Consider the following 22571-nt stretch of genomic DNA (forward strand, 5'->3'; position numbering starts at 1 on the left):
CGGTCTTCGCTGTAGGACCGACCACCTCCCGTAGGAGTAACAGATGCCCCCCAAGGGTCGTCAGGGCGCTGCCAAGAAGGTGCGCCGCAAGGAAAAGAAGAACGTCGCTCACGGCCACGCGCACATCAAGAGCACGTTCAACAACACCATCGTGTCGATCACGGACCCGTCCGGCAACGTGATCTCCTGGGCCTCCGCCGGCCACGTCGGCTTCAAGGGCTCCCGGAAGTCCACGCCGTTCGCCGCGCAGATGGCCGCCGAGTCGGCTGCCCGCCGCGCCCAGGAGCACGGCATGCGCAAGGTCGACGTGTTCGTCAAGGGCCCGGGCTCCGGTCGTGAGACCGCGATCCGCTCCCTGCAGGCCACGGGCCTCGAGGTCGGCTCCATCCAGGACGTCACCCCGACCCCGCACAACGGTTGCCGCCCCCCGAAGCGCCGTCGCGTCTGATCTCGCTTCACTCGCTTCACTCGCTTCATCCGGGTTTTCGGGCGGTACGACTCCTTCGGGTCGTATCGCCCGTACCCTTGCAGTACCAAGTCGGGCGTCAAATAGCGGGCGCCCCTGACTGAAGGATCACCAACATGCTGATCGCTCAGCGTCCCTCGTTGACCGAAGAGGTCGTCGACGAATTCCGCTCCCGGTTCGTGATCGAGCCGCTGGAGCCGGGCTTCGGCTACACCCTCGGCAACTCCCTCCGCCGTACGCTCCTGTCGTCGATCCCCGGTGCCGCTGTCACCAGCATCCGCATCGACGGCGTCCTGCACGAGTTCACCACCGTGCCGGGCGTCAAGGAGGACGTCACCGACCTGATCCTCAACATCAAGCAGCTGGTCGTCTCCTCGGAGCACGACGAGCCCGTCGTGATGTACCTGCGCAAGCAGGGCCCGGGTCTGGTCACCGCCGCCGACATCGCGCCCCCGGCCGGTGTCGAGGTGCACAACCCCGACCTCGTCCTCGCCACGCTCAACGGCAAGGGCAAGCTGGAGATGGAGCTGACCGTCGAGCGCGGTCGCGGTTACGTCTCCGCCGTGCAGAACAAGCAGGTGGGTCAGGAGATCGGCCGTATCCCGGTCGACTCGATCTACTCGCCGGTTCTCAAGGTCACCTACAAGGTCGAGGCGACCCGTGTCGAGCAGCGCACCGACTTCGACAAGCTGATCGTCGACGTCGAGACCAAGCAGGCGATGCGTCCGCGTGACGCCATGGCCTCCGCCGGCAAGACCCTGGTCGAGCTGTTCGGTCTCGCCCGCGAGCTGAACATCGACGCCGAGGGCATCGACATGGGCCCGTCCCCCACGGACGCCGCCCTCGCCGCCGATCTGGCGCTGCCGATCGAGGAGCTCGAGCTCACCGTTCGGTCGTACAACTGCCTCAAGCGTGAGGGCATCCACTCCGTGGGTGAGCTGGTCGCCCGCTCCGAGGCCGATCTCCTCGACATCCGTAACTTCGGTGCGAAGTCGATCGACGAGGTCAAGGCGAAGCTGGCCGGCATGGGCCTCGCGCTCAAGGACAGCCCGCCCGGATTCGACCCCACTGCCGCTGCGGACGCGTTCGGCGCGGACGACGACGCGGACGCTGGCTTCGTGGAGACCGAGCAGTACTAGGCGCTTCGCGGGGAGGCCCGTTTTTCGGTTGCGGGTCGGCTGTGGCTGGTCGCGCAGTTCCCCGCGTCCCTTCCAGGCCCCTTCGGGGGCCTGGATCTCCGACAGGCAACCGTCTGCTCGGATACTGACTCCGGTACCTGATACGGCCGGAGCAGACACCTAGGAGAAATACCATGCCCAGGCCCACCAAGGGTGCCCGTATGGGCGGCAGCGCCGCGCACGAGAAGCTCCTCCTCGCGAACCTCGCGAAGGCGCTGTTCGAGCACGGTCGCATCACCACCACCGAGGCGAAGGCGCGCAAGCTGCGTCCGTACGCCGAGCGTCTGGTCACCAAGGCGAAGAAGGGCGACCTTCACAACCGCCGTCAGGTGCTCCAGGTGATCACGGACAAGGGCATCGTCCACACGCTCTTCACCGAGATCGGCCCGCGTTACGAGAACCGTCCCGGTGGCTACACCCGCATCACCAAGATCGGTAACCGCCGTGGCGACAACGCGCCCATGGCCGTCATCGAGCTGGTCGAGGCGCTGACGGTGGCCCAGGAGGCGACCGGCGAGGCCGAGGCCGCGACGAAGCGTGCGGCGAAGGACGCCGAGGCGTCCGAGGCGAAGGCCGACCTGACGAAGGACGAGGCCGTCGAGGCCAAGACCGACGAGGAGTCGAAGGACGCGTAAGCCGTCCGGCGGGGAGCTGTGTTTCCGGCTGCGGATATGTCGTGGCTGGTCGCGCAGTTCCCCGCGCCCCTTCGGGGGCGCCCCGCGCCCCTTCGGGGGCGCCCCGCGCCCCTTCGGAGCGCGTTTGCGGGCCCGTTCCTTTCGAGGAGCGGGCCCGCTTTCGTGTGGGTGAGAGGATCTTCGTGTGAGTGACGAAGTTGAGGCCGGGTTCGTGCGTGTGCGGCTTGATCTGTCCTATGACGGGGCCGAGTTCTCCGGGTGGGCCAAGCAGGCCGGGGGGCGGCGGACCGTGCAGGGGGAGATCGAGGACGCCCTGCGGACCGTGACGCGGTCCGGGGGGACGACGTACGAGCTGACCGTGGCGGGGCGGACCGACGCCGGGGTGCACGCGCGCGGCCAGGTCGCGCATGTGGATCTGCCCCGGGAGGTGTGGGCCCAGCACCACGCCAAGCTGCTGAAGCGGCTCGCGGGCCGACTGCCGAGGGACGTACGGGTGTGGGCGCTGCGGGAGGCGCCCGGCGGGTTCAACGCCCGGTTCTCCGCGATCTGGCGGCGCTACGCCTACCGTGTCACCGACAACCCGGGCGGGGTGGACCCACTGCTGCGCGGGCACGTCCTGTGGCACGACTGGCCGCTGGACGTCGACGCCATGAACGAGGCCGCCCGCCGGCTCCTGGGGGAGCACGACTTCGCCGCGTACTGCAAGAAGCGGGAGGGCGCCACCACCATCCGGACCCTCCAGGAGCTGAGCCTGGAGCGCGGCGGTGACGGGATCATCACCGCCACCGTCCGCGCCGACGCCTTCTGCCACAACATGGTGCGCTCACTCATCGGCGCGCTGCTGTTCGTCGGCGACGGCCACCGCCCGCCGGACTGGCCGGGCACGGTGCTGGCGGCGGGCGTACGGGACTCGGCGGTCCATGTCGTACGCCCGCACGGCCTGACCCTCGAGGAGGTCGGCTACCCGGCCGACGACCTGCTCGCGGCCCGCAGCAAGGAGGCGCGCAACAAGCGCTCCCTGCCGACGGCCGGCTGCTGCTGAGGCGGTCCCGCTACTCGTTCGCCGCCGCGGAGGCCTGGGCCTCGCCCCTGCGGCGGATCTGACGGAACGTGAACTCCTGGAGATCGTCGCCGGTGGTGAAGACCGGGGTGTCCTTCTCCGTCACGTTCTTGCCGGCGGTGAAGCCTGCGACGGTGAAGTAGGCGTAGCGGCCGTAGGCGTTGGTGGTGGTGCGGCAGACCGCGCCGGAGCAGAAGTCCTTGACGCCGCCGCCCGAAAGCGACTTGACGACGCTCTTCTTGTCCGCCTGCTGCTTGGCCTTCGTCGCCTGGGCCTCGGTGTCGAAGACGGCCACGCCGACCGTCACCGCCATGTCGTCCTTGGTGTAGGTGACCCGGATCAGCCGCGTGCAGTCGTTGTCGTTCAGGACCTTCGGCAGCGTGGCCTTGGCGGCCGAGGCGCAGTCCTTCGTGTCCGCCGTCGGGCCCTTCTTGTACACCGTCTCACCCATCGTCAACTGGGTGCCGGGGAACAGGATGTCGGGGCTCAGGGGCGCCTTGTCCTTCTTCGCGCTGGCGACGAAGTCCTTCGGGTCCAGCGGCGGCGGGGCGCTCGTCGGGGCGAACGACGGGACCGTGCCCGTCGGGCTCGGCAGATCCGAGGTCCCGGGCAGCTGGGAGGACGTGCCCGGCGAGGCTTCGGTGCCGCCGTTCGCCGAGACCACGGCGACCGCCACGGCCGTGCCTATCGCGACGGTCGCGAGGGCGCCGCCGCCTATGAACAGCAGCCTGCGGCGCTTGGCGCGGGCCTCGGAGGCGTCGGCGAGCGCCGCCCAGTCGGGTGACCGGCCGGAGCCGCCGCCGTCCCAGGGCTGCTGGGAATTCGGTTTCCAGGGATCCCACTGCTGCGGAGGTCCCCCCTGCCCATAGCTCATGGGGCGCATCTTAGACGGGCCGAGGGGTGTGCTGGTCCGCGTCAACGGGTGCGGCAGGGCCTAGCGTTGCGCGCATGGCGACGGGCAAAAGCGACATCTCCGGGTGGTTGGTACGACCCGCGCACGGCTGTCTGTGGGCCGGACTCGCGGCGGTGCTGGGGGCGCTGACGGTGCATACGGTGCTGGTGACCTCGGACGGAGGCATGGACAACGCGATCGTCGTGGACGCCGCGCGGACCTGGCTGGACGGTGGCTCGCCGTATGACGACCGGCACTTCCTCTATTTCCCCAGCGCGGTCGTGGCCGCCGCCCCGCAGGCGCTGCTGCCGCGCCCCGTGCTCGACGTGGCCGTGCCGGTGGCGGTCGTCGCCGCGCTCGCGCTGGGCTGGGCCTGCGCCCTGCGGCTGCACCGGGTGCCGTTGCGCAGCAGGCTCGCCGCCCTCGGGCTGCTGGGCCTCTCGGCCGGGTTCGCGCCGTTCGGGCAGCTGGTGCGGCTGGGCAACTGGACGGTGACGGCCGTACTGGCGCTGCCGTTGTGCCTGCTGCTGGCGAGCCGGGGCCGGTGGGTGGCGGCGGGCGCCGTCATCGGGGTGGCGGTGGCGCTGAAGCCGCTGCTCGCGCCGATGGCGCTGCTGTTCCTCTTCGCGCGCCGGTGGCGGGCCCTGGCCGTGCTGCTGCTGGTGCCCGCGGTGGCCTCGGTGACGGCGGCGCTGTTCCTGCCCGACCCCACCGGCTTCCTCACCCGCACCCTGCCGTTCCTGCTGCGCGGCGACGACGCCTTCGTACGGCTCTACGAGGCCTCGCCGGCGGCCGTGCTGCCCCGGCTCGGCGTACCGCGGGCCCTCGCCGCGGCGCTGGGCCTGCTCGGGGCCGCCGCCGGGGTGGTGTGCGGGTACCTGCGCTGGCGCGGGCCGGGGCCGGCGCCCCTGCGGCTGGCGGAGACGTCGGCGGCGCTGATGCTCTCCGCGTTCCTGGTCTCCCGCCCCTCCTACAACCACTACCTCCTGGTCGTGCTGCCGCTGCTGCTCGCCGGTCTGCCGTACGCCGGGGCGGTGGCGCGGCGGCCCTGGTTCTGGCTCGCCCTGGTGCCGCAGCTGCCGGGGGTGACCTGGCCGTGGCTGGTGCCGCCCACCCGCCGGGCCTTCCGGGACGCCCTCACGCTGGTTCTGCTGGCCGCGACGGTCGCCCACCACTGCGTACGGGGGACGCGGGAGGGGGCCCGCCGGGGCGGGCCCGCGGGTAAGCGGCGACCGGCCGTAGAATCGGTGTAGCCCACCACGGACGGGCTCGTTTTGACCCGTCCGGCCGACGGTGGGTATCCTGCATGTTCGTTGTGTGTAGTGGCTTGCTCATTCTCACGTGAGGGGCCCTTACACCGGTCCACCGGGACCGATGACCAGCGACCAGCGCGCGGTTTGCGTCACCGCGGAGCGGTCTGGGCTGTCGTGATCGTCTTCGGTGACCTTGTCAGGACCATTCACTGAAGAAGCGAAGGCTACGAACCGTGCGTACGTACAGCCCCAAGCCCGGCGATGTGACGCGCCAGTGGCACGTCATCGACGCTCAGGACGTCGTCCTGGGTCGTCTGGCCACCACTGCGGCCTCCATCCTGCGCGGCAAGCACAAGCCGATCTACGCCCCCCACGTCGACACCGGTGACTTCGTCATCATCATCAACGCCGACAAGGTGCACCTGTCCGGCAACAAGCGGACCCAGAAGATGGCGTACCGCCACTCGGGCTACCCGGGTGGTCTGCGCTCCGTCCGCTACGACGAGCTCCTGGACAAGAACCCCGAGAAGGCCGTCGAGAAGGCCATCAAGGGCATGCTCCCCAAGAACACCCTGGGCCGTCAGATGCTCTCCAAGCTGAAGGTCTACTCGGGCGACCAGCACCCGCACGCTGCCCAGCAGCCGGTGCCGTTCGAGATCACCCAGGTCGCGCAGTAAGTCCGGCCACCCCCTAAGACTGAACAGAATCTGAGGAGCATCGTGGCCGAGACCACTGCCGAGCAGCCGCTCGAAGAGCTTGACATCGACAGCTACACCACCGAGTCCGAGGTGCCCGTCGAGGGCGAGTACACCTCGGAGTCCATGGCCTCCCGCTTCGGCGAGCCCCAGCCGGCTGCCGGCCTGGGCCGTCGCAAGAACGCCATCGCCCGCGTCCGGATCGTCCCGGGCACCGGCAAGTGGAAGATCAACGGTCGCACCCTCGAGGACTACTTCCCGAACAAGGTGCACCAGCAGGAAGTCAACGAGCCCTTCAAGGTGCTCGAGCTCGACGACCGTTACGACGTCATCGCCCGCATCGCGGGTGGCGGTGTCTCCGGTCAGGCCGGTGCGCTCCGTCTCGGTGTCGCCCGCGCGCTGAACGAGGCGGACGTGGACAACAACCGCGGCCCGCTGAAGAAGGCCGGCTTCCTCACGCGTGACGACCGTGCGGTCGAGCGCAAGAAGGCCGGTCTGAAGAAGGCCCGTAAGGCCCCGCAGTACAGCAAGCGCTAAATCCCAGGCGCTCGCGCGTACTCCGAACGCCCCGGCGGCACGCCACAGTGCTGCCGGGGCGTTCGTTTATTCATTGCCGTGGGCGTATAACGGCACAAGGTGCTCAAAGGCTAATGTGATCGGATGGTCGGCGTTATGGGGAGCCGCATTCACCTCGCGACCGTCGAACACATCACAAGCTCCGCCAGCGGTACGAACGGCGACCGCGCGGACGGGTCCAGCGCCCCGGCACAGCCTCGGCGACGGCTCTCGATACTGACGCTTCCTCAGGAGGACAAGTGGGACGACTCTTCGGCACGGACGGCGTGCGCGGTGTCGCCAACGCGGACCTGACGGCGGAGATGGCGCTCGGCCTGTCCGTCGCCGCCGCGCACGTACTGGCCGAGGCGGGCACGTTCGAAGGACACCGGCCCACCGCCGTGGTCGGCCGTGATCCGCGCGCGTCCGGGGAGTTCCTGGAGGCCGCCGTCGTGGCGGGCCTCGCCAGCGCGGGCGTGGACGTCCTGCGGGTCGGCGTGCTGCCGACGCCGGCCGTGGCGCACCTCACCGGCGCGCTCGGCGCGGACCTCGGCGTGATGCTCTCCGCGAGCCACAACGCCATGCCGGACAACGGCGTCAAGTTCTTCGCCCGCGGCGGTCACAAGCTCGCCGACGAGCTCGAGGACCGCATCGAGTCCGTGTACGAGGAGCACCGCACCGGCGCTCCCTGGGACCGTCCGACCGGCGCGGGGGTCGGTCGCGTGCGGGACTACGAGGAGGGGCTGGACAGGTACGTCGCCCATCTCACCGGTGCCCTCCCGAACCGGCTCGACGGGCTGAAGATCGTCCTCGACGAGGCGCACGGCGCCGCCTTCTCCGTCTCCCCCGAGGCGTTCACCCGGGCGGGGGCCGAGGTCGTCACCATCGGCGCCGAGCCGGACGGGCTGAACATCAACGACGGCTGCGGCTCGACCCACCTCGACCGGCTGAAGGCCGCCGTCGTCGAGCACGGCGCCGCGCTGGGCATCGCACACGACGGCGACGCCGACCGGTGCCTCGCCGTGGACCACACCGGTGAGGAGGTCGACGGCGACCAGATCCTCGCCGTACTGGCGCTCGCGATGCGGGAGCGTTCCGCACTGCGCTCCGACACCGTCGTCGCGACCGTGATGTCGAACCTCGGCTTCAAGCTCGCCATGGAACGCGAGGGCATCCGGCTCGTGCAGACCGCGGTCGGCGACCGCTATGTGCTGGAGGAGATGAAGAGCAAGGACTACGCCCTCGGCGGCGAGCAGTCCGGCCACGTCATCATCCTCGACCACGCCACGACCGGCGACGGCACCCTCACCGGCCTGCTGCTCGCCGCCCGGGTCGCCCAGACCGGCCGCACGCTGCGCGACCTCGCCTCGGTGATGGAACGCCTCCCGCAGGTCCTGGTCAACGTCCCCGACGTCGACAAGTCCCGGGTGAAGACCTCCGCGGAACTCGCCACGGCCGTCACCGAGGCCGAACACGAACTCGGCGGGACGGGCCGCGTACTCCTGCGCTCCTCCGGCACGGAACCGCTGGTCCGCGTCATGGTCGAAGCGGCCGACATCGACCAGGCCCGCTCGGTCGCGAGCCGCCTGGCGGACGCGGTGAAGTCGGCGCTGGGCTAGGACCCGCCCGGCGGATCCCGACACGACGCGGCCCGCGTCCTCCCGAGAGGGGAGGACGCGGGCCGCGTCCGTCCGGCACCGCCGTCCCGCGCCGTGGTGTGGGCGAGGATGCTTCAAGGGCGCGGGTTCACGTCGCTCCCTGAACGAGTTGCTCGATCTCGTCGACGTGATGCTCCCCGTACCCGAACCGTCTGCCGATCGCCTCGTACCTTTCGTACTGCGCCCGAGTGATCGGTACGGCCAGGGGTCGCAGCACTCTCAGGAGCAGCCGGAAGCCCAGATCGGGATCGACCCGGGCAGCCACCTGCTCCAGAGCGGTGATGACCTTTTCCGCGGGGAGCGGCTGCCAGTGCGGACTTATGGCCCTGTCCGTCGCCTTGAGCGCCGTCTCCCGGACTTCCGACAACACCACGTCCGCCCATGCCGTTCGCGGGGGCGGAACCACCGGGGTGTACGCGGGGGCGACCTCCCTCAGACGCTCCTCGCACACGTCAGCGACCAGCCGTAGCCAGTCCCGTCCGTCGACGCGCAATGCCGCGTCCGAGACGGCGACCCAGAGGGTGGTGATCATGTCGTCGGACAGGGGCGAGCGCAGCAGACGCACCGCGTCTTCCCGCAGGAGAGCCGCCGCCGTGCCCGGGGACTGCCCGGGCTCGTCCCCATCGGCCACCGAACGGATCTCCCTGCGGGCGACTCCGGCATGCCAGTCCTGGTGGGCGTTCCCGGCGAGCCGGGAAAGACCGAAGTCCCACGGGGTGTCACGGCGGGCCGTGTCGATGGGCGGCCAGTCGACGTCGAGGCCGTCGCGGACGACCGCGACCGGGTACCCGAGCCGCTCGCCGATCCCGAGGAACCTGTCGTACCGGTCCTTCGAGACGCGAACGCGGCAGGCCTTGAGCGCTCTCAGGAAGAGCCGGAAGCCGATATCGGCGTCGGCCAGCGTGACCACCCGCTCCAGCGCCGAAACGAGATCCGGTGATGTGCGGTCGCCGGTCAGGTCCGCTGCCAGTCCATGGATCTCCGTCACCACATCGCGGCACAGACCTTCGTCCCGGACCGGCCGGACCGGAGCCGGGACGTAGGAGCGTCTGTTCTGCCGGAGGCGGTTCACGGACAGATCCGAGAGGGACCGCAGCCATGTGCGGGTGTCCACGCCGTGGTCGGCCGGATCGAAACTCCGGCCGACCGCGGCCAGCCACACCGTGTGGAGAACCTCCTCCGGCAAGGAACCGTCCAACAGACGCCGGGCATCCTCCCCCAGTTCCACGGCCTCCTCGCCGTCGGACCCGTTCGCCGACCCGGCAGCGGCCGCGAGCGCGGCAGCGAGGTCGACGGCGGGGCCGTCCGGGGAGCACAAGAGCTCCGCCAGGGCGGTGAGGCCGAAGTCACCGGAGTAACCCAGCTCGACGTACGTTGAACGGTCCTGTGGCATGCATCGTCCTCTTCGGGGGTGTTACTTCGGGTAGGCCGTCTTGACGACGAACCCGTACCGGCCCTGTCCGGTGTGGCCCTTGACCTTCATCAAGATGACCACGACCTCGTTACCGGCATCCTCGATGGTTCTCCCGTCCGGGTGGTACCGCTTGCCCAGGGAGGGATACGCATCCCATGTCCCCGTGATCGTCCGGTACTGCTCGCCCTCTCTGGCCTTCGCAGCCCAGTCCTGGAACTTCTTCCACTTGTCGTGGTCGAAGACCTTCTGGCCGCTTGCGGTCCGCTTGCTGAAGTAGTCGCCGACCACTCGGTCCACGGCCTGCTGAGCGATTTCCTGGCTCTTCCAGACGGTGTTGGGCTGGCCCTTTCGCGCAGCGAGCCGGAACGCTTCGGCAGCATTCGGCCGCACGTGTTCCTTCAGCGTGTGGATCTCATAGTGCCGCAGGGCCGCAAGATCCTCGTCGCCCAGGTTCAGGCAGTTGTGGACCATCACGTCCGCCGCGCCGGCTCCCTCGGTGCGCACGTAGAACGTGTGCAGGCGGTCGACGGTGAGGTCGTAGACCCGACGTGGGGCGAGCCCCGGTCGGTCGTGTACGCCGGTCACGGCACGGAGCGTTCGGTCGGGGCTGACCAGGCGGTCACCCGGGCGCAGTTCGGAGGCGAGGACCCAGCCGCGTCCACTGGTGCGGATCTTGTGTCCCGCCGTGGTGTCCAGGCTGCTGCCGCCGGCCAACGCGATGGTCACCAGCCGTTCGGTGTCATGCCGGAACGTGTCGGTCACCGTCTCGGCGCGGGGCTTTCCGCCGCCGGGGGCGCCGGCCAGGACCTGGTCGCCCTCCCGCACGTCACGGATCATTCTGCGGGTACCGTCGGCCATCAGCACCAGAGTGTCACCGGGGAAGCTGTTGACCCTGCAAGCGGTGATGACGTCCTCGTAGGCGTTCACGCCCGCCTCGATCTTGGCCAGTGTCACCGGGTCCAGATCCAGAGTCCTCAGAGCCCTGAACGCATCGGCGACTCCGATCCCGGTCTTCATCGCGGCGTCCAGGGCGCGGATTCCCTCGGCGATCTTTTCGAACGCCTTGCCGGGGATGAAGTTGCTCGCCGCCCAGGCACAGCCGCTGACGCTGCCGTGCCAGCAGTCGACGAAGTCCTGGACCAGGACCGCCTTCAATATCCGGTAGACGACGGTCTGCTGGATGAGGTCCAGCTTGCTGAAGTGCTGGGTGACGTCCTTCTTCAAGCCGGTGAAGGACTTCCGCTCCAGGAACAGGGTGTCCTCGGAGGGACAACCGGAGGATGTCGCGGGGACGTCCGGGTTGACGCACAGGTAGTAGTCCACCGTGACGCTGAAGGTCACCGCGAAGGTGACGGTACAGCCCTCGAAGCCGATCTCTATGACGCAGTCGTTCTTCTGCTGGGCGTCGGTGATCTCGAACGTGTCCTCGTCGACCACGTAGAACGTGCCGCCGATGCCCGTGCCGGCGCCCGAGGAGACCTGTTGGTTGGCCTGGTTGCGTTCGGCGGCCTCTGCCGCTTCCTGGGCCTCCTCCGCGTACTTCAGGGCGTCCTTGGCGGCCTCCTCCGCCTCGGTGGCGGCGGCGTCCGCGCGGGTGGCCGCCGCGCGGGCCTCCTTCGCGGCCTCCTCGGCCTCCGTGGCGGCGCTACGGGCCGCTGCCGCGTCCAGGGCCGCCTCGTCGGCGGAGTCGCGGGCGGCCTTGGCGTGGCCTTCGGCCCGGCCCGCCGCCTTGTCGGCGGCCTCCGCGTCCTCGGTGGCCTGACGGTCGTACTCCACCGTGCGGGCCAGGGAAGCGACGGCCTTGGACGCGGCGAGAGCGGCGTCGGCCGAGTAGCCGAGGGCCTCCTTGGCGTAGCCGCGGGCGTCCGAGGCGTGCCCGGCGGCGTTCGCCGCGTGGACATAGGCCTGCTTCGCGTCGCCCTGCGCCTGATCGGCCAGGTTCTGCGCTGCGGACGCCTCCGACTGCGCGTTCTTGGCGTGCGCGTCGGCCACGGCCTTCTGCTGCTCGGCGATCGACTTCGACGCCTGCCCCGTCAGCACCACGAGGCTCGCGGCGGAGTCCGTGGTGACGTAGGGGGAGCCGAGCTGGATCGCGTCGTTCGCGGGCGCCGCGACCTGCTGGGCGGAGTTCCCCGCGTCCACCGCGGCCTGCGCGGTGACGTGGGCGAAGCCCGCCGCCTTCGCGGACGCGGCCACGGCCTTGCCGGCCTCCTTGCCCGCCTCGTTGGCGTGCGACTTGGCGGTCTTGGCCTGTGCTTCCGCCTCGTCGGCCAGTTCGACGGCCGTCTTCGCCTCGGCCGCGGCGTGCTTCGACGCCTGGATGGCGTCCGCCGCGGCACTCGTCGCGGTCTTCACCGCGGCGTCGGCCTTCAGCTTCGCCGCCTGGGCGCCGTCCGACGCCGCACGGGCCCGCTTGGCGGCGGCCTCCGCACGGGTCGCGGCGGCGTCCGCCTCCGAGGCCGCCGTCGTCGCGGCGTCGGCCGCGGAACGGGCCCTCGTCGCGGCCGCCTCGGCGTCGTCGGCGTGCCCGGCGGCCGCGTCGGCCGCCGCCCTGGACTCCTGCGCGTTGGCGTCGGCCTCGTGCGCCTGGGCGTACGCCTCCTTCGCGTCCGCCTTCGCGCGCGCGGCGTCGGCCTTCTGCTCCGCGTCCCAGGCGTCGTCGCGCAGATCGCGGGCCTTGTCCTTGGCCTTGACCGCGGCGTCCCTCTTGTCGGACGCCGTGCCCTCGGCCGCCTCCGCCTTGTCCCTGGCGTCCTTGGCCTTCGTGGCCTCGCTCTCGGCGGTCCTGCGGTGCTCGGCGGCCTCCGCCTGCTTGGCGGCGGCCGTCTTCTTCTCCGCCTCGGCCGTCTTCTCCTCGGCCTCGGCTTCCAGCCGCTTGGCGTGCGCGTCGGCTGCGGCCGTCTTGGCCTCGCCCTCGGCCTTCAGCGCCTCGGCGAGCTTGGCCTCCGCGGTCTCCTTGTCCTTCTTCGCGTTGTCCCGGTGCACCTTGGCCGCGTCGGCGGCCGCCTTCGCCTGCAGTTCGGCGGTGTGGGCGGCCTCCCTGCGGAACTCGGCCTTGGACTGGGCGGCCTGGGCGAGCGCCCGCTGGGCGATGGTCTCGCCGTCACCGGCGGACGCCCGGGTGGCGGCCTCGGCCGTCTCCGCGGCCTTCACCAGCGCCTCCAGCGCGGCCACCGCACCCTTGGTGACCTGTGCCTTCTGCTGACCCGACAGCAGACCGCGGCCGCGCGGCGCCCCATTGGCGTCGGCTACGGCGTAGGCGGCCTGAGTGGCGGTGTCCGACGAGGTGCCGGCCTTCTTCGCCGCCTCGAACTGGGCCCTGACGGCGGCGAGCTGCTTCTTGGCCTGCGTCTGGGCGTCGGTGACGCCCTTCTTCGCCTTGTCGAACTGCGCCTTGTCCGGGTACGACAGGCTGTCGGTGCCCTTGTGGCCGGACGGCTTGATCAGGAACTTCTGCGAGGACGCGTTCTTGCAGTCCCACAGCCGCGCGTCCGTGCTCTTGGTGAACGCGCTCAGGTCCAGGCACTTGCCGGTGGTCAGGCTCTTCAGCGGAGCGGTGGCGCGGGCGTCGCCCTGCCACGACTGGCCCTTGGACTTGTAGCAGTCCGAGATCTGGATCTTCGTGCCGTTCGCCGAGGCGTTCCCGGCGACGTCCAGGCACTTCTGCGAGCCGACGTTGCGCAGGTGGAGGTCGTCCTCGCTGCCCTCGAGCGTCCACTGCTGGGCCGCGCCGCCGTTGCACGTGTAGATCTGGACGGGCGTGCCGTTGGTCTTGCCGCCGCCGGCGACGTCCAGGCAGCTGCCCTTCGCGCCCGGCACCTCGATCGCCGCCGGGCTGTCACCGATCCAGCCCACCCCGCCGGCGGACCAGTAGTCCTGCCAGCGGACGAGGTGGTCGGCGATCCAGGACTGGCCGAGCATGTCGGCCATGGCCTCGGAGCCCTTGGTCAGGGCGGTGGTGGCCGCACGGTTGGCGTCGAGGATCTGGTTGCGCTGGACGGCCTGGGAGCCGATCTCCTGCTGCCACTCCTGCGCGGCGACGTCCTCCATCCCGCGCAGGACCTGGTTCGGGTCGATCGGGTCCTGCCACGCGCAGGACGCGAACCGCGCCTTCAGGTCCTCGACGGCGATCCGGTACTCCGCCGTGCCCGGCTCGGGGGCGGTGCGGGGGAAGCCGCCGGAGGCCAGGAACAGCCGGGCGTCGTCCGCGCTCATCGGGTCGAACCCGTCCGTCAGCTCCTCGAACGCCCGTGTCTCGTAGTACCGCGGGTCCGGAACGCCGGACTCCTCGCCGTAGAGCGGGGTCCCGAGGTCGGTGACGGCCTTGACGACCTTCTCGTCCGCCTCCGGGGTCGGGTCGTAGAAGCTGAACTCGGCGTTCCAGTCGGGGCCGCCGGCCCACTTGCCGAGCCCGGTCTGGTCGTAGAAGTCGTCGCCCTCGTGGACGCCGGGCACCCACTGGAACCCGGTGACGGTGAACCCGCCGGGGACCTCGAGGCCGTCGAGGGGCCTCTCCCACGCGTCCCGGCGCGAGTAGAGACGGTCCCAGGTGGCGTCCCAGTCGTCCCGGTCCTTCTCGTGCGCCGCACGCAGCGGACCGTCAAAGGCTCCGTCCAGATCGGCCAGTTCGCGCAGCTTCTCCGGGGTCTGGTTGAGGGCGTCCTGCGCGAAGCCGTACATGCCCGGCCCGCCCAGGCGCAGCGCGTCGTTCATCAGGCACTGGTCGAAGCGGAGTTGCTCGTCGGCCGTGGTCTCGAACCAGTCGTCCGGCCGGTCGCTCGACTGGGCACCGGCGGGCAGGCCCATGGGTTCGGGCCGTACGACGAGTGAGGCCAGCACGGCGACGGCGGTCAGCAGGAGGAATATTCGGGCGAGTGCTCGGTGTCTCGCCGATGTCACCATCGGGAAGACGGGTGGTCTGGAGCGCAAGGGCGCATCCCCTTTGTATGGCAGGAGACGGCCGGGAAGGCGCCGGTGAGGGCGCCTCGACTCTTGTGGAGTCAGGAACCGCGACGGTCGTCCGGTACGGGATGCACGGATGGCGGATGGCGTGGCATGCGACGCGCCCCTCCCCGTGGCGGCGCTGTTCCCCCGGTCGCTTATGGATGTGCGCGGGACGGGCTGGTCGGGCCCGGCGGCGCGGGCGTAACACTAGGCAGTTGCCCGGGTACGGGGAAGAGTGACCGGTTCCGTCTTCGGAGGAGGTTGGCCGGATTGTGGCTACCGGTCGGTAGCGGTTCTCGTTCTCCGTTTTCGCGTACCTAAGGGGCGCCTGTGAAGTTCCGGTGCTCGAGTGGTGACCGAAGTGGTCGTATGTCGATCGAAGTTGGCCGGTAATGCGCAATAGTCGCTGAGTGACTGTCAGGTGCGCGCCCGCTTGCGCAGCCGCTCGTGCTGTCCCGACCAGAAGTACTTCTGCGCCAGCAGCGTCGCGGTGCCCGACAGCGTGATGCCGAGCAGGTTGAGCAGGAGCTGTTCGGTGGAACCCCAGGTCTGGACCGTGTCGCCGTAGCTCAGCGCCACCGCCGCGTTCGCCGCCGCCGGGACCGTCGTCACCGAGATGGCCACACCGACCAGCGCGCCGGACTTCGCGGACGTCAGGGAGAGCGTGCCGGCCGCGCCCGCCAGCAGCGCCACCATGAAGGAGAACCAGTCCGGGGCGTACACGAAACCGGTCTGCGGCCGTTCGCCCTCCAGGCCCTCCTCGGTGAACAGCCCCACCGCGTCCATGAAGAGGCTGAACCCCACGGTCACCGTCATCGCCACCACGAAACCCACCAGCAGGGCGATCACCGACCGCAGCGCGAGGCGCGGCCGGCGCTGCACCGCCGCCGTGCAGATACCGGCCAGCGGCCCGAACTCCGGGCCCACCGCCATCGCGCCCACGATCAGGACCGCGTTGTCCAGCACCACACCGCAGGCGGCGATCATCGTGGCCAGCGTGAGGAACGCGAGATAGGTGACCGAGAGCGTCGACTCCTCGTGCGTGGCCTCCGTCAGGTGCTCCCACAGCACCGCGTCCGCGCTCTCGCCCGGCGCGTCCTTCTCCGCCTGCTCGGCCCGCTTCGACAGCGACAGGCCGATGTCGTCCACCGCGATGGAGCCGTCCGTCTCCAGCCCCAGCCGCTGCAGCTCGCTCAGCAGGTCGTCGCCCGCCTCCCGTGCCACGTCGCACAGCACCAGGTCCCCCGCGGGATCACGGGCCGCGCCCGGCAGCACACACAGATGCGCGGTGCCGACCGTCCCCTCGATCAGCCGGACCACGTCCTCGGTCTTCCCGGCCGGTGTGATCAGTCGCAGGTGCAGCATGGCCCGCAGCGTAGCGTCATAGTTTGCGCAGGCTGAGGCGCTGGACCTTGTGGTCGGGGCCCTTGCGCAGCACCAGCGTGGCCCGGCCCCGGGTCGGGACGATGTTCTCCACCAGGTTGGGCTTGTTGATGGTGCGCCACATCGTGCGGGCGTAGTCCAGGGCCTCCTCCTCGGAGACCTGGGTGTACTTGCGGAAGTACGACGACGGGTCCTGGAACGCGGTCTCCCGCAGCCGCTTGAAGCGGTTGAGGTACCAGCGCTCGACGTCCTCCGTGCGGGCGTCCACGTACACGCTGAAGTCGAAGTAGTCGGCGAGGCCCACGCGCGTACGCCCGTCCTGGCCGGGCAGGGCCGGCTGGAGGACGTTGAGTCCCTCGACGATCAGGATGTCCGGGCGGCGCACGGTGAGCTTCTCGCCCGGGACGATGTCGTAGATCAGGTGGGAGTAGACGGGGGCGGTGACCTCCCCCTTGCCCGCTTTGATGTCGGCGACGAAACGGGTCAGCGCGCGGCGGTCGTACGACTCGGGGAAACCTTTCCGCGACATCAGGCCCCGTTCCTGCAGCTCTTTCGTCGGCAGCAGGAAACCGTCCGTCGTCACCAGCTCCACGCGCGGGTGCTCGGGCCAGCGGGACAGCAGGGCCCGCAGCAGACGGGAGACCGTGGACTTGCCGACCGCCACCGAACCGGCGACCCCTATGACGAAGGGCGTGCCCGACTGGGAGCCCTTCTCGCCGAGGAACGTGTTCAGGGCGCCGCGCAGTCCGTCGGTGGCGCCGACGTAGAGATTGAGCAGCCGGGACAGCGGGAGGTAGATGTCCCGCACCTCGTCGAGGTCGATGACATCACCGAGACCGCGCAGCTGTTCGACCTCCGCCGCCGACAGGGGCAGCGGAGTCTTGTCGCGCAGCGCGCTCCACTCGGCACGGGTGAGGTCCATGTAGGGAGTCGCCTCCGGCCGCTGCCGGTGGGCGCTCCCGGGTATCGAGGAGACCGGAGAGATCACAGTCCATTGTTAACGGAGTTCGAACGAGGCGACAGGTGGGCTGTGTCACGCCGCTCGCCGCACCCGTGGTCGCGCCGGTGGTCGTGCCAGGTCACGTGGCCGTCACGGTCGTATACCGGGTGATCATCCGGTGATCGTCTGTGCGGTCGCTGTGTAAGGAATCCGTCTATGGTGCGCGCAATGCGTCGCGGATTCCTCCGCGCCTTCGAGAAAGAGTTCCCACGTGAGAACCACCGCCGTCCGCCGTACCGCTCTCGCCGCCTCCGCCGCCGCGCTCGCCCTCCTGGTCACCGCCTGCGGTGGCTCCGGCGACGAGGACAAGGCCGGCGACGGCAAGGGCAAGGGCGACTCGAGCGCCTCCGCGTCCGCCGAGCCCGCGGCGAAGGCGCTGACCGCCGCCGAGCTGGAGAAGGCGGGACTGGCGCAGGCGGACGTCAAGAGCGGCAAGGTGGCCACCAAGGTCGTGGCGACGGACGACATCGCCAAGGACCAGGTCAAGACGGAGGACGCGGCCTGTCTGCCGCTGGCCCACGCCCAGGCGGGGGTGGCCCAGAGCGAGCCGTCGGCGACCGTGAAGCGGTCCTGGACGGGCGAGCCCGTGAAGCCGTCCGAGGGCACCAGCCCCGAGGACACCCTGCTGGCCGCTCTCGACGTCGACAAGATGCTCATCACCCTCGCCTCCTACGAGGGCGACGGCGCCGCGCAGGCGATGAAGGGCCTGACCGACGCCGCCGGGAAGTGCGCGGGCGGCTACACCGCCAGCGTGTCCGGCGAGGACATGAAGGTCGTCAAGGTCGCCACGGCCGCCGCGGAGGGCGGTGACGAGAGCTCCGCCGTCACCCTGACCGTCGCCGCCGACGAGGACATCCAGGCACCCAACAAGATCATCGTCGTGCGCAAGGGCGCCACGCTGGTCACCTTCAGCGCCGTCAACCTGGCCGCCATGGCCACCGGTGAGGACTTCGACGTCCCGGCGGACGTCGTCGAGGCCCAGGTCGGCAAGCTCGGCTGAGTCGGTCTCACATCCCCCGGATCCCGTTCCCACCGGTGCACGGACACGTTCGTGCACCGGTGGGAATTTCCGATTCCGGGCACGCGGGAGCCATTTCCGGCCGCTGACGGACCGTAGGCTGCCGGGCATGTGCGGAATCGTGGGATACGTGGGGCCGCAGTCGGCGCTGAACGTCGTGACGGCCGGACTGAAACGGCTGGAGTACCGGGGGTACGACTCGGCGGGCGTCGCCGTACTGGCGGACGGGGGCCTGGCCACCGCCAAGCGGGCCGGGAAACTCGTCAACCTGGAGAAGGAGCTGGCCGAGCGGCCGCTGCCGACCGGCACCACCGGCATCGGACACACCCGCTGGGCCACCCACGGCGGTCCGACGGACGCCAACGCCCACCCGCACCTCGACAACGCCGGCCGGGTCGCCGTCGTCCACAACGGCATCATCGAGAACTTCGCCGCCCTGCGCGCGGAGCTGGCCGAACGCGGCCACGACCTCACCTCCGAGACGGACACCGAGGTCGTCGCCCACCTCCTCGCCGAGGAGTTCTCCGCCTGCGCCGACCTCGCGGAGGCGATGCGGCTGGTCTGCCGCCGCCTGGAGGGCGCGTTCACCCTGGTCGCCGTCCACGCGGACGAACCGGACGTGGTCGTCGGCGCGCGCCGCAACTCCCCGCTCGTGGTGGGCGTGGGGGAGGGCGAGGCGTTCCTCGCCTCCGACGTGGCCGCGTTCATCGCCCACACCCGCGACGCCGTCGAACTGGGCCAGGACCAGGTGGTCGAACTGCGCCGCGACGCCGTGACGGTCACCGACTTCGACGGGGGCACGGCCGACGTCCGCGAGTACCACGTCGACTGGGACGCCTCCGCCGCCGAGAAGGGCGGCTACGACTACTTCATGCTCAAGGAGATCGCCGAGCAGCCGAAGGCGGTCGCCGACACGCTGCTCGGGCGCATCGACGGGGCGGGCTCCCTGACCCTGGACGAGGTCCGCATCCCGGCGAACGTGCTGCGCGAGATCGACAAGGTCGTCGTCATCGCCTGCGGTACGGCCTTCCACGCCGGGCTGATCGCCAAGTACGCCATCGAGCACTGGACCCGGCTGCCCTGCGAGGTGGAACTGGCCAGCGAGTTCCGCTACCGGGACCCGATCCTCGACCAGCAGACCCTCGTCATCGCCATCTCCCAGTCCGGCGAGACCATGGACACGCTGATGGCCCTGCGCCACGCGCGCGAACAGGGCGCCCACGTGCTGGCGATCTGCAACACCAACGGCTCGACGATCCCGCGCGAGTCGGACGCCGTGCTGTACACGCACGCGGGCCCCGAGGTCGCGGTCGCCTCGACCAAGGCGTTCCTGACCCAGCTCGTCGCCTGCTACCTGGTCGCGCTGTACCTGGGCCAGGTGCGGGGCACCAAGTGGGCGGACGAGATCCGGGCGGTGGTGCGGGACCTGTCGTCCATCGCCGGTGCGGTGGACCGGGTGCTGGAGACGATGGAGCCGGTACGGGAGCTGGCCCGGTCGCTGGCCGGGAAGAACACGGTGCTGTTCCTGGGCCGGCACGTGGGCTACCCGGTCGCCCTGGAGGGCGCCCTGAAGCTCAAGGAACTCGCCTACATGCACGCGGAGGGCTTCGCGGCGGGCGAGCTGAAGCACGGGCCGATCGCGCTGATCGAGGACGACCTGCCGGTGGTCGTGGTCGTCCCGTCCCCGCGCGGCCGCTCCGTCCTCCACGACAAGATCGTCTCCAACATCCAGGAGATCCGGGCGCGGGGTGCGCGCACGATCGTCATCGCCGAGGAGGGCGACGAGGCGGTCGCCGAGTACGCCGACCACCTGATCCGCGTCCCGGCCACCCCGACCCTGCTCCAGCCGCTGGTGGCGACGGTGCCGTTGCAGGTGTTCGCCTGCGAGCTGGCGACGGCGCGGGGCAACGAGGTGGATCAGCCGCGGAACCTGGCGAAGTCGGTGACGGTGGAGTAGACGGTCAGGCGTCGAAGTCGCGGCGCGCGTTCTCGATGTGACCGAGGTGCTGGTGGGTCCAGCCGCACATCGCGTCGACCGTGGCACGCAGGCCACGACCCGGCCCGGTGAGGGTGTACTCGACCCGGGGCGGCACGGTGGGGTACACCTTCCGGTCGACCAGGCCGTTGCGCTCGAGCATGCGCAGGTTCTGGGTGAGCATCTTGTGGCTGACGCCCTCGACCTCGTTCCGCAGCTCGCTGAAGCGCAGGGTGCGCTCGCCGAGCGCCTCGATGATCAGGAGCGCCCACTTGTTGGCGACGTCCGAGAAGATCTCCCGCGCCAGGGAGTCGGCACGCCTCAGGTCGGCGTCCTCGGGCAGACCCTTGAGCAGCTGCTTGGTCACCATCAGGTTCCTTAGTCACCGAAAAGTGCGTTCTTCCAGGTCAGCGCTCACTCTCCTACGGTTTCCGAGTAACCACAAGAGAGTGAACGAACCGAGAGGGCGAGCACCATGGCCACCAACGACGTCTTCAACCACAACGTGCCGGCGGAAAGCGCCTTCGGCTATGCGCAGGCGATCAGGTCCGGCGATCTCATCCATGTCTCCGGGCAGGTCTCGTTCGGCGAGACGGGCGAGTTCCTGTACGCCGGCGACTTCGCGGCCCAGCTCAAGCAGACCCACGTCGCCATGGACAAGGTCCTGGCGCACTACGGAGCCACCCGGAACCAGATCGTCTCGCAGGTCCTGTACCTGGTGGACCTGCAGCGGAACGCCACGCCGACGATGGAGGGCAACCTGGCGTACTTCGGCGATCACCGCCCGGCCAGCACGGTCGTGGGCGTCGCGGAACTGACGTTCCCCGGCCAGTACGTCGAGATCGGCTTCATCATCGACACGAAGCTGCCCGCCTGACACACCGGCAGCAGGGATCCGCCGGGCCGCGCTCGGGACACCCGCCCCCGCCCCGCCGCAATAAAGTGCCCGCATGAGCATCATCGGAGTCGGGATCGACGTGGCCGAGATCGAGAGGTTCGCGGAGTCGTTGGAGCGTACGCCCGCGCTGGCTCAGCGGCTGTTTCTCAAGAGCGAGCTGCTGTTGCCCAGTGGGGAGCGGCGCGGGGTCGCCTCGCTGGCCGCACGGTTCGCGGCTAAGGAGGCGATCGCCAAGGCGCTCGGCGCTCCCGCGGGGCTGTACTGGACCGACGCCGAGGTGTGGTGCGAGGACAGTGGGCAGCCCCGGCTGCGGGTGACGGGGACGGTGGCCGCGCGCGCCGCCGAGCTCGGCGTACGGTCCTGGCACGTCTCGCTCAGCCATGACGCCGGGGTCGCCTCGGCGGTCGTGATCGCGGAGGGGTGAGCACCGTGCTCGCCTTTCCCGGCGTCGGCGTCGACCTGCCCGTCTGGGGTGACGCGTTCCTGGTCGCCGCCGCCGTGCTCACCGTCGTGTTCGCTCTCGTACGGCTGCTGCGCAACCGCCGTCGTTAGGGCCTGTCCTAACCCGGATGCGTGCTTCGGCTGGACCGGGGTAGACGCTGGGAGCCGGTGCCCGGAGCGGGAGCCGAACGAACAGGGAGGGCGGAACAGTGACGTCGACGATGGCGCGGACCGACCGAGCGCAGACAATGACCGAACTGCCGGAGGTCGCCCAGCCCGGCCAGGTCGCGCCCAGGGACGCCCGTGAACTGTCCAAGCAGTTCTTCCGCCGGCTGACGGAGCTGGAGGAGGGCACGCACGAGTACCAGTACGCGCGCAACACCCTCATCGAGATGAACATGTCCCTCGTCCGCTTCGCGGCCGGCCGGTTCCGCAGCCGCGGCCCGGAGGAGATGGAGGACATCGTCCAGGTCGGCATGATCGGCCTGATCAAGGCGATCGACCGGTTCGAGCTGTCCCGCGAGGTGGAGTTCACCTCCTTCGCGATCCCCTACATCGTCGGCGAGATCAAGCGGTTCTTCCGGGACACCTCGTGGTCCGTGCACGTGCCGCGCCGGCTCCAGGAGGCCCGGGTGCAGCTCGCCCGCGCCACCGAGGAACTGCGCAGCCGGCTCGGCCGTACGCCCACGACCGCCGAACTCGCGCAGCTGATGAGCCTGACCGAGGACGAGGTCAACGAGGCCCGGATCGCCTCCAACGGCTACAACTCCGCCTCCCTGGACGCCGCCATCGGCAGCGAGCCGGACGGCGAGAGCGTGCTCGCGGACTTCATCGGCGCCGAGGACGCGGCGCTGGAACTCGTCGAGGACTTCCACGCGCTCGCCCCGATGATCGCCGACCTCGACGAGCGTGAGCGCAAGATCGTGCACTGGCGGTTCGTGGAGGAGCTGACCCAGGCGGAGATCGGCGAGCGGCTCGGCTGCTCCCAGATGCATGTGTCGCGGCTGTTGTCCCGCACGCTGAAGCGGCTGCGGGCGGGGATGCTCACCACGAGCTGAGGACCTGACGGGCGTACGTGCGGGGTGCGGCTCACCGAGCCGCACCCC

Annotated in this window: 20 protein-coding genes; 14 read left to right on the top strand and 6 right to left on the bottom strand. The window is 70.2% G+C overall.

All coding sequences use genetic code 11. From position 1 onward, the window contains the following. Positions 1–43: 43 nt before the first annotated feature. The 4 genes from rpsK (at position 44) to truA (ending at position 3321) form a co-directional block, all read left to right on the top strand. Positions 44–448: a 30S ribosomal protein S11 gene (gene rpsK, locus IF28_RS0117970; protein WP_003956432.1), complete on the top strand. Its 405-nt coding sequence runs from the start codon at positions 44–46 to the stop codon at positions 446–448. A gap of 134 nt (positions 449–582) precedes the next feature. After that, positions 583–1605 carry a DNA-directed RNA polymerase subunit alpha gene (locus tag IF28_RS0117975; RefSeq protein ID WP_003966937.1) on the top strand — a complete coding sequence of 341 codons (1023 nt, stop codon included), beginning with the start codon at positions 583–585 and terminating at the stop codon, positions 1603–1605. Positions 1606–1778: 173 nt separating this feature from the next. Next, the gene (rplQ, locus tag IF28_RS0117980; RefSeq protein WP_030221035.1) at positions 1779–2279 is read left to right on the top strand and encodes a 50S ribosomal protein L17; all 501 of its coding nucleotides are present in this window, start codon (positions 1779–1781) and stop codon (positions 2277–2279) included. A gap of 184 nt (positions 2280–2463) precedes the next feature. Beyond that, complete coding sequence (gene truA, locus IF28_RS0117985; RefSeq protein ID WP_030221038.1) at positions 2464–3321, top strand: tRNA pseudouridine(38-40) synthase TruA; 858 nt, start codon at positions 2464–2466, stop codon at positions 3319–3321. A gap of 10 nt (positions 3322–3331) precedes the next feature. Here the strand turns inward: truA and IF28_RS0117990 are convergent, their stop codons facing one another. Further along, positions 3332–4213 carry a hypothetical protein gene (locus tag IF28_RS0117990; RefSeq protein ID WP_030221040.1) on the bottom strand — a complete coding sequence of 294 codons (882 nt, stop codon included), beginning with the start codon at positions 4211–4213 and terminating at the stop codon, positions 3332–3334. A 74-nt stretch (positions 4214–4287) separates the two neighbouring features. Between IF28_RS0117990 and IF28_RS0117995 the strand changes: the two genes are divergently transcribed. The 4 genes from IF28_RS0117995 to glmM all read left to right on the top strand — a co-directional run bounded on the left by IF28_RS0117995 (position 4288) and on the right by glmM (position 8353). Beyond that, on the top strand, positions 4288–5484 hold the full coding sequence (locus IF28_RS0117995) for a glycosyltransferase family 87 protein (protein ID WP_051713780.1): 1197 nt from the start codon (positions 4288–4290) through the stop codon (positions 5482–5484). Between the two features lie 233 nt (positions 5485–5717). Next, the gene (gene rplM / locus IF28_RS0118000) at positions 5718–6161 is read left to right on the top strand and encodes a 50S ribosomal protein L13 (RefSeq protein WP_030221048.1); all 444 of its coding nucleotides are present in this window, start codon (positions 5718–5720) and stop codon (positions 6159–6161) included. Positions 6162–6203: 42 nt separating this feature from the next. Beyond that, positions 6204–6716, top strand: a complete 513-nt coding sequence (rpsI, locus tag IF28_RS0118005; RefSeq protein ID WP_030221050.1) for a 30S ribosomal protein S9 — start codon at positions 6204–6206, stop codon at positions 6714–6716. A 278-nt stretch (positions 6717–6994) separates the two neighbouring features. After that, positions 6995–8353, top strand: a complete 1359-nt coding sequence (gene glmM / locus IF28_RS0118010; RefSeq protein ID WP_030221053.1) for a phosphoglucosamine mutase — start codon at positions 6995–6997, stop codon at positions 8351–8353. A gap of 127 nt (positions 8354–8480) precedes the next feature. Here the strand turns inward: glmM and IF28_RS0118015 are convergent, their stop codons facing one another. The 4 genes from IF28_RS0118015 to coaA all read right to left on the bottom strand — a co-directional run bounded on the left by IF28_RS0118015 (position 8481) and on the right by coaA (position 17121). Further along, positions 8481–9785: a hypothetical protein gene (locus IF28_RS0118015; protein ID WP_030221057.1), complete on the bottom strand. Its 1305-nt coding sequence runs from the start codon at positions 9783–9785 to the stop codon at positions 8481–8483. Positions 9786–9806: 21 nt separating this feature from the next. After that, positions 9807–14708 carry a ricin-type beta-trefoil lectin domain protein gene (locus IF28_RS0118020; RefSeq protein WP_030221061.1) on the bottom strand — a complete coding sequence of 1634 codons (4902 nt, stop codon included), beginning with the start codon at positions 14706–14708 and terminating at the stop codon, positions 9807–9809. 459 nt (positions 14709–15167) lie between these two features. Next, the gene (locus IF28_RS0118030) at positions 15168–16115 is read right to left on the bottom strand and encodes a DUF389 domain-containing protein (RefSeq protein ID WP_030221062.1); all 948 of its coding nucleotides are present in this window, start codon (positions 16113–16115) and stop codon (positions 15168–15170) included. 16 nt (positions 16116–16131) lie between these two features. After that, positions 16132–17121: a type I pantothenate kinase gene (gene coaA / locus IF28_RS0118035; protein ID WP_030221064.1), complete on the bottom strand. Its 990-nt coding sequence runs from the start codon at positions 17119–17121 to the stop codon at positions 16132–16134. 223 nt (positions 17122–17344) lie between these two features. Here coaA and IF28_RS0118045 point away from each other — a divergent pair, with 223 nt between their 5' ends. Continuing rightward, positions 17345–18133 carry a hypothetical protein gene (locus IF28_RS0118045; RefSeq protein WP_030221066.1) on the top strand — a complete coding sequence of 263 codons (789 nt, stop codon included), beginning with the start codon at positions 17345–17347 and terminating at the stop codon, positions 18131–18133. Positions 18134–18260: 127 nt separating this feature from the next. Further along, positions 18261–20108, top strand: a complete 1848-nt coding sequence (gene glmS / locus IF28_RS0118050; protein WP_030221069.1) for a glutamine--fructose-6-phosphate transaminase (isomerizing) — start codon at positions 18261–18263, stop codon at positions 20106–20108. 4 nt (positions 20109–20112) lie between these two features. Here the strand turns inward: glmS and IF28_RS0118055 are convergent, their stop codons facing one another. After that, positions 20113–20496 (bottom strand): winged helix-turn-helix transcriptional regulator, encoded by a 384-nt coding sequence (locus IF28_RS0118055; protein WP_030221071.1) that lies wholly within the window; start codon positions 20494–20496, stop codon positions 20113–20115. 105 nt (positions 20497–20601) lie between these two features. Here IF28_RS0118055 and IF28_RS0118060 point away from each other — a divergent pair, with 105 nt between their 5' ends. The 4 genes from IF28_RS0118060 to IF28_RS0118075 all read left to right on the top strand — a co-directional run bounded on the left by IF28_RS0118060 (position 20602) and on the right by IF28_RS0118075 (position 22523). After that, positions 20602–21003, top strand: coding sequence for a RidA family protein (locus tag IF28_RS0118060; RefSeq protein ID WP_030221073.1), 402 nt, complete (start codon positions 20602–20604; stop codon positions 21001–21003). A 73-nt stretch (positions 21004–21076) separates the two neighbouring features. Further along, positions 21077–21448 carry a holo-ACP synthase gene (locus IF28_RS0118065; RefSeq protein ID WP_030221076.1) on the top strand — a complete coding sequence of 124 codons (372 nt, stop codon included), beginning with the start codon at positions 21077–21079 and terminating at the stop codon, positions 21446–21448. Further along, complete coding sequence (locus IF28_RS40195) at positions 21445–21576, top strand: hypothetical protein (protein ID WP_267883063.1); 132 nt, start codon at positions 21445–21447, stop codon at positions 21574–21576. The genes IF28_RS0118065 and IF28_RS40195 overlap by 4 nt, the downstream gene beginning before the upstream one ends. Positions 21577–21686: 110 nt before the next feature. Then, the gene (locus IF28_RS0118075; protein WP_030221079.1) at positions 21687–22523 is read left to right on the top strand and encodes an RNA polymerase sigma factor SigF; all 837 of its coding nucleotides are present in this window, start codon (positions 21687–21689) and stop codon (positions 22521–22523) included. The last annotated feature ends 48 nt before the right edge of the window (positions 22524–22571 follow it).

The sequence above is a fragment of the Streptomyces sp. NRRL WC-3626 genome (genome assembly GCF_000718785.1).
GTDB lineage: Bacteria > Actinomycetota > Actinomycetes > Streptomycetales > Streptomycetaceae > Streptomyces > Streptomyces edwardsiae.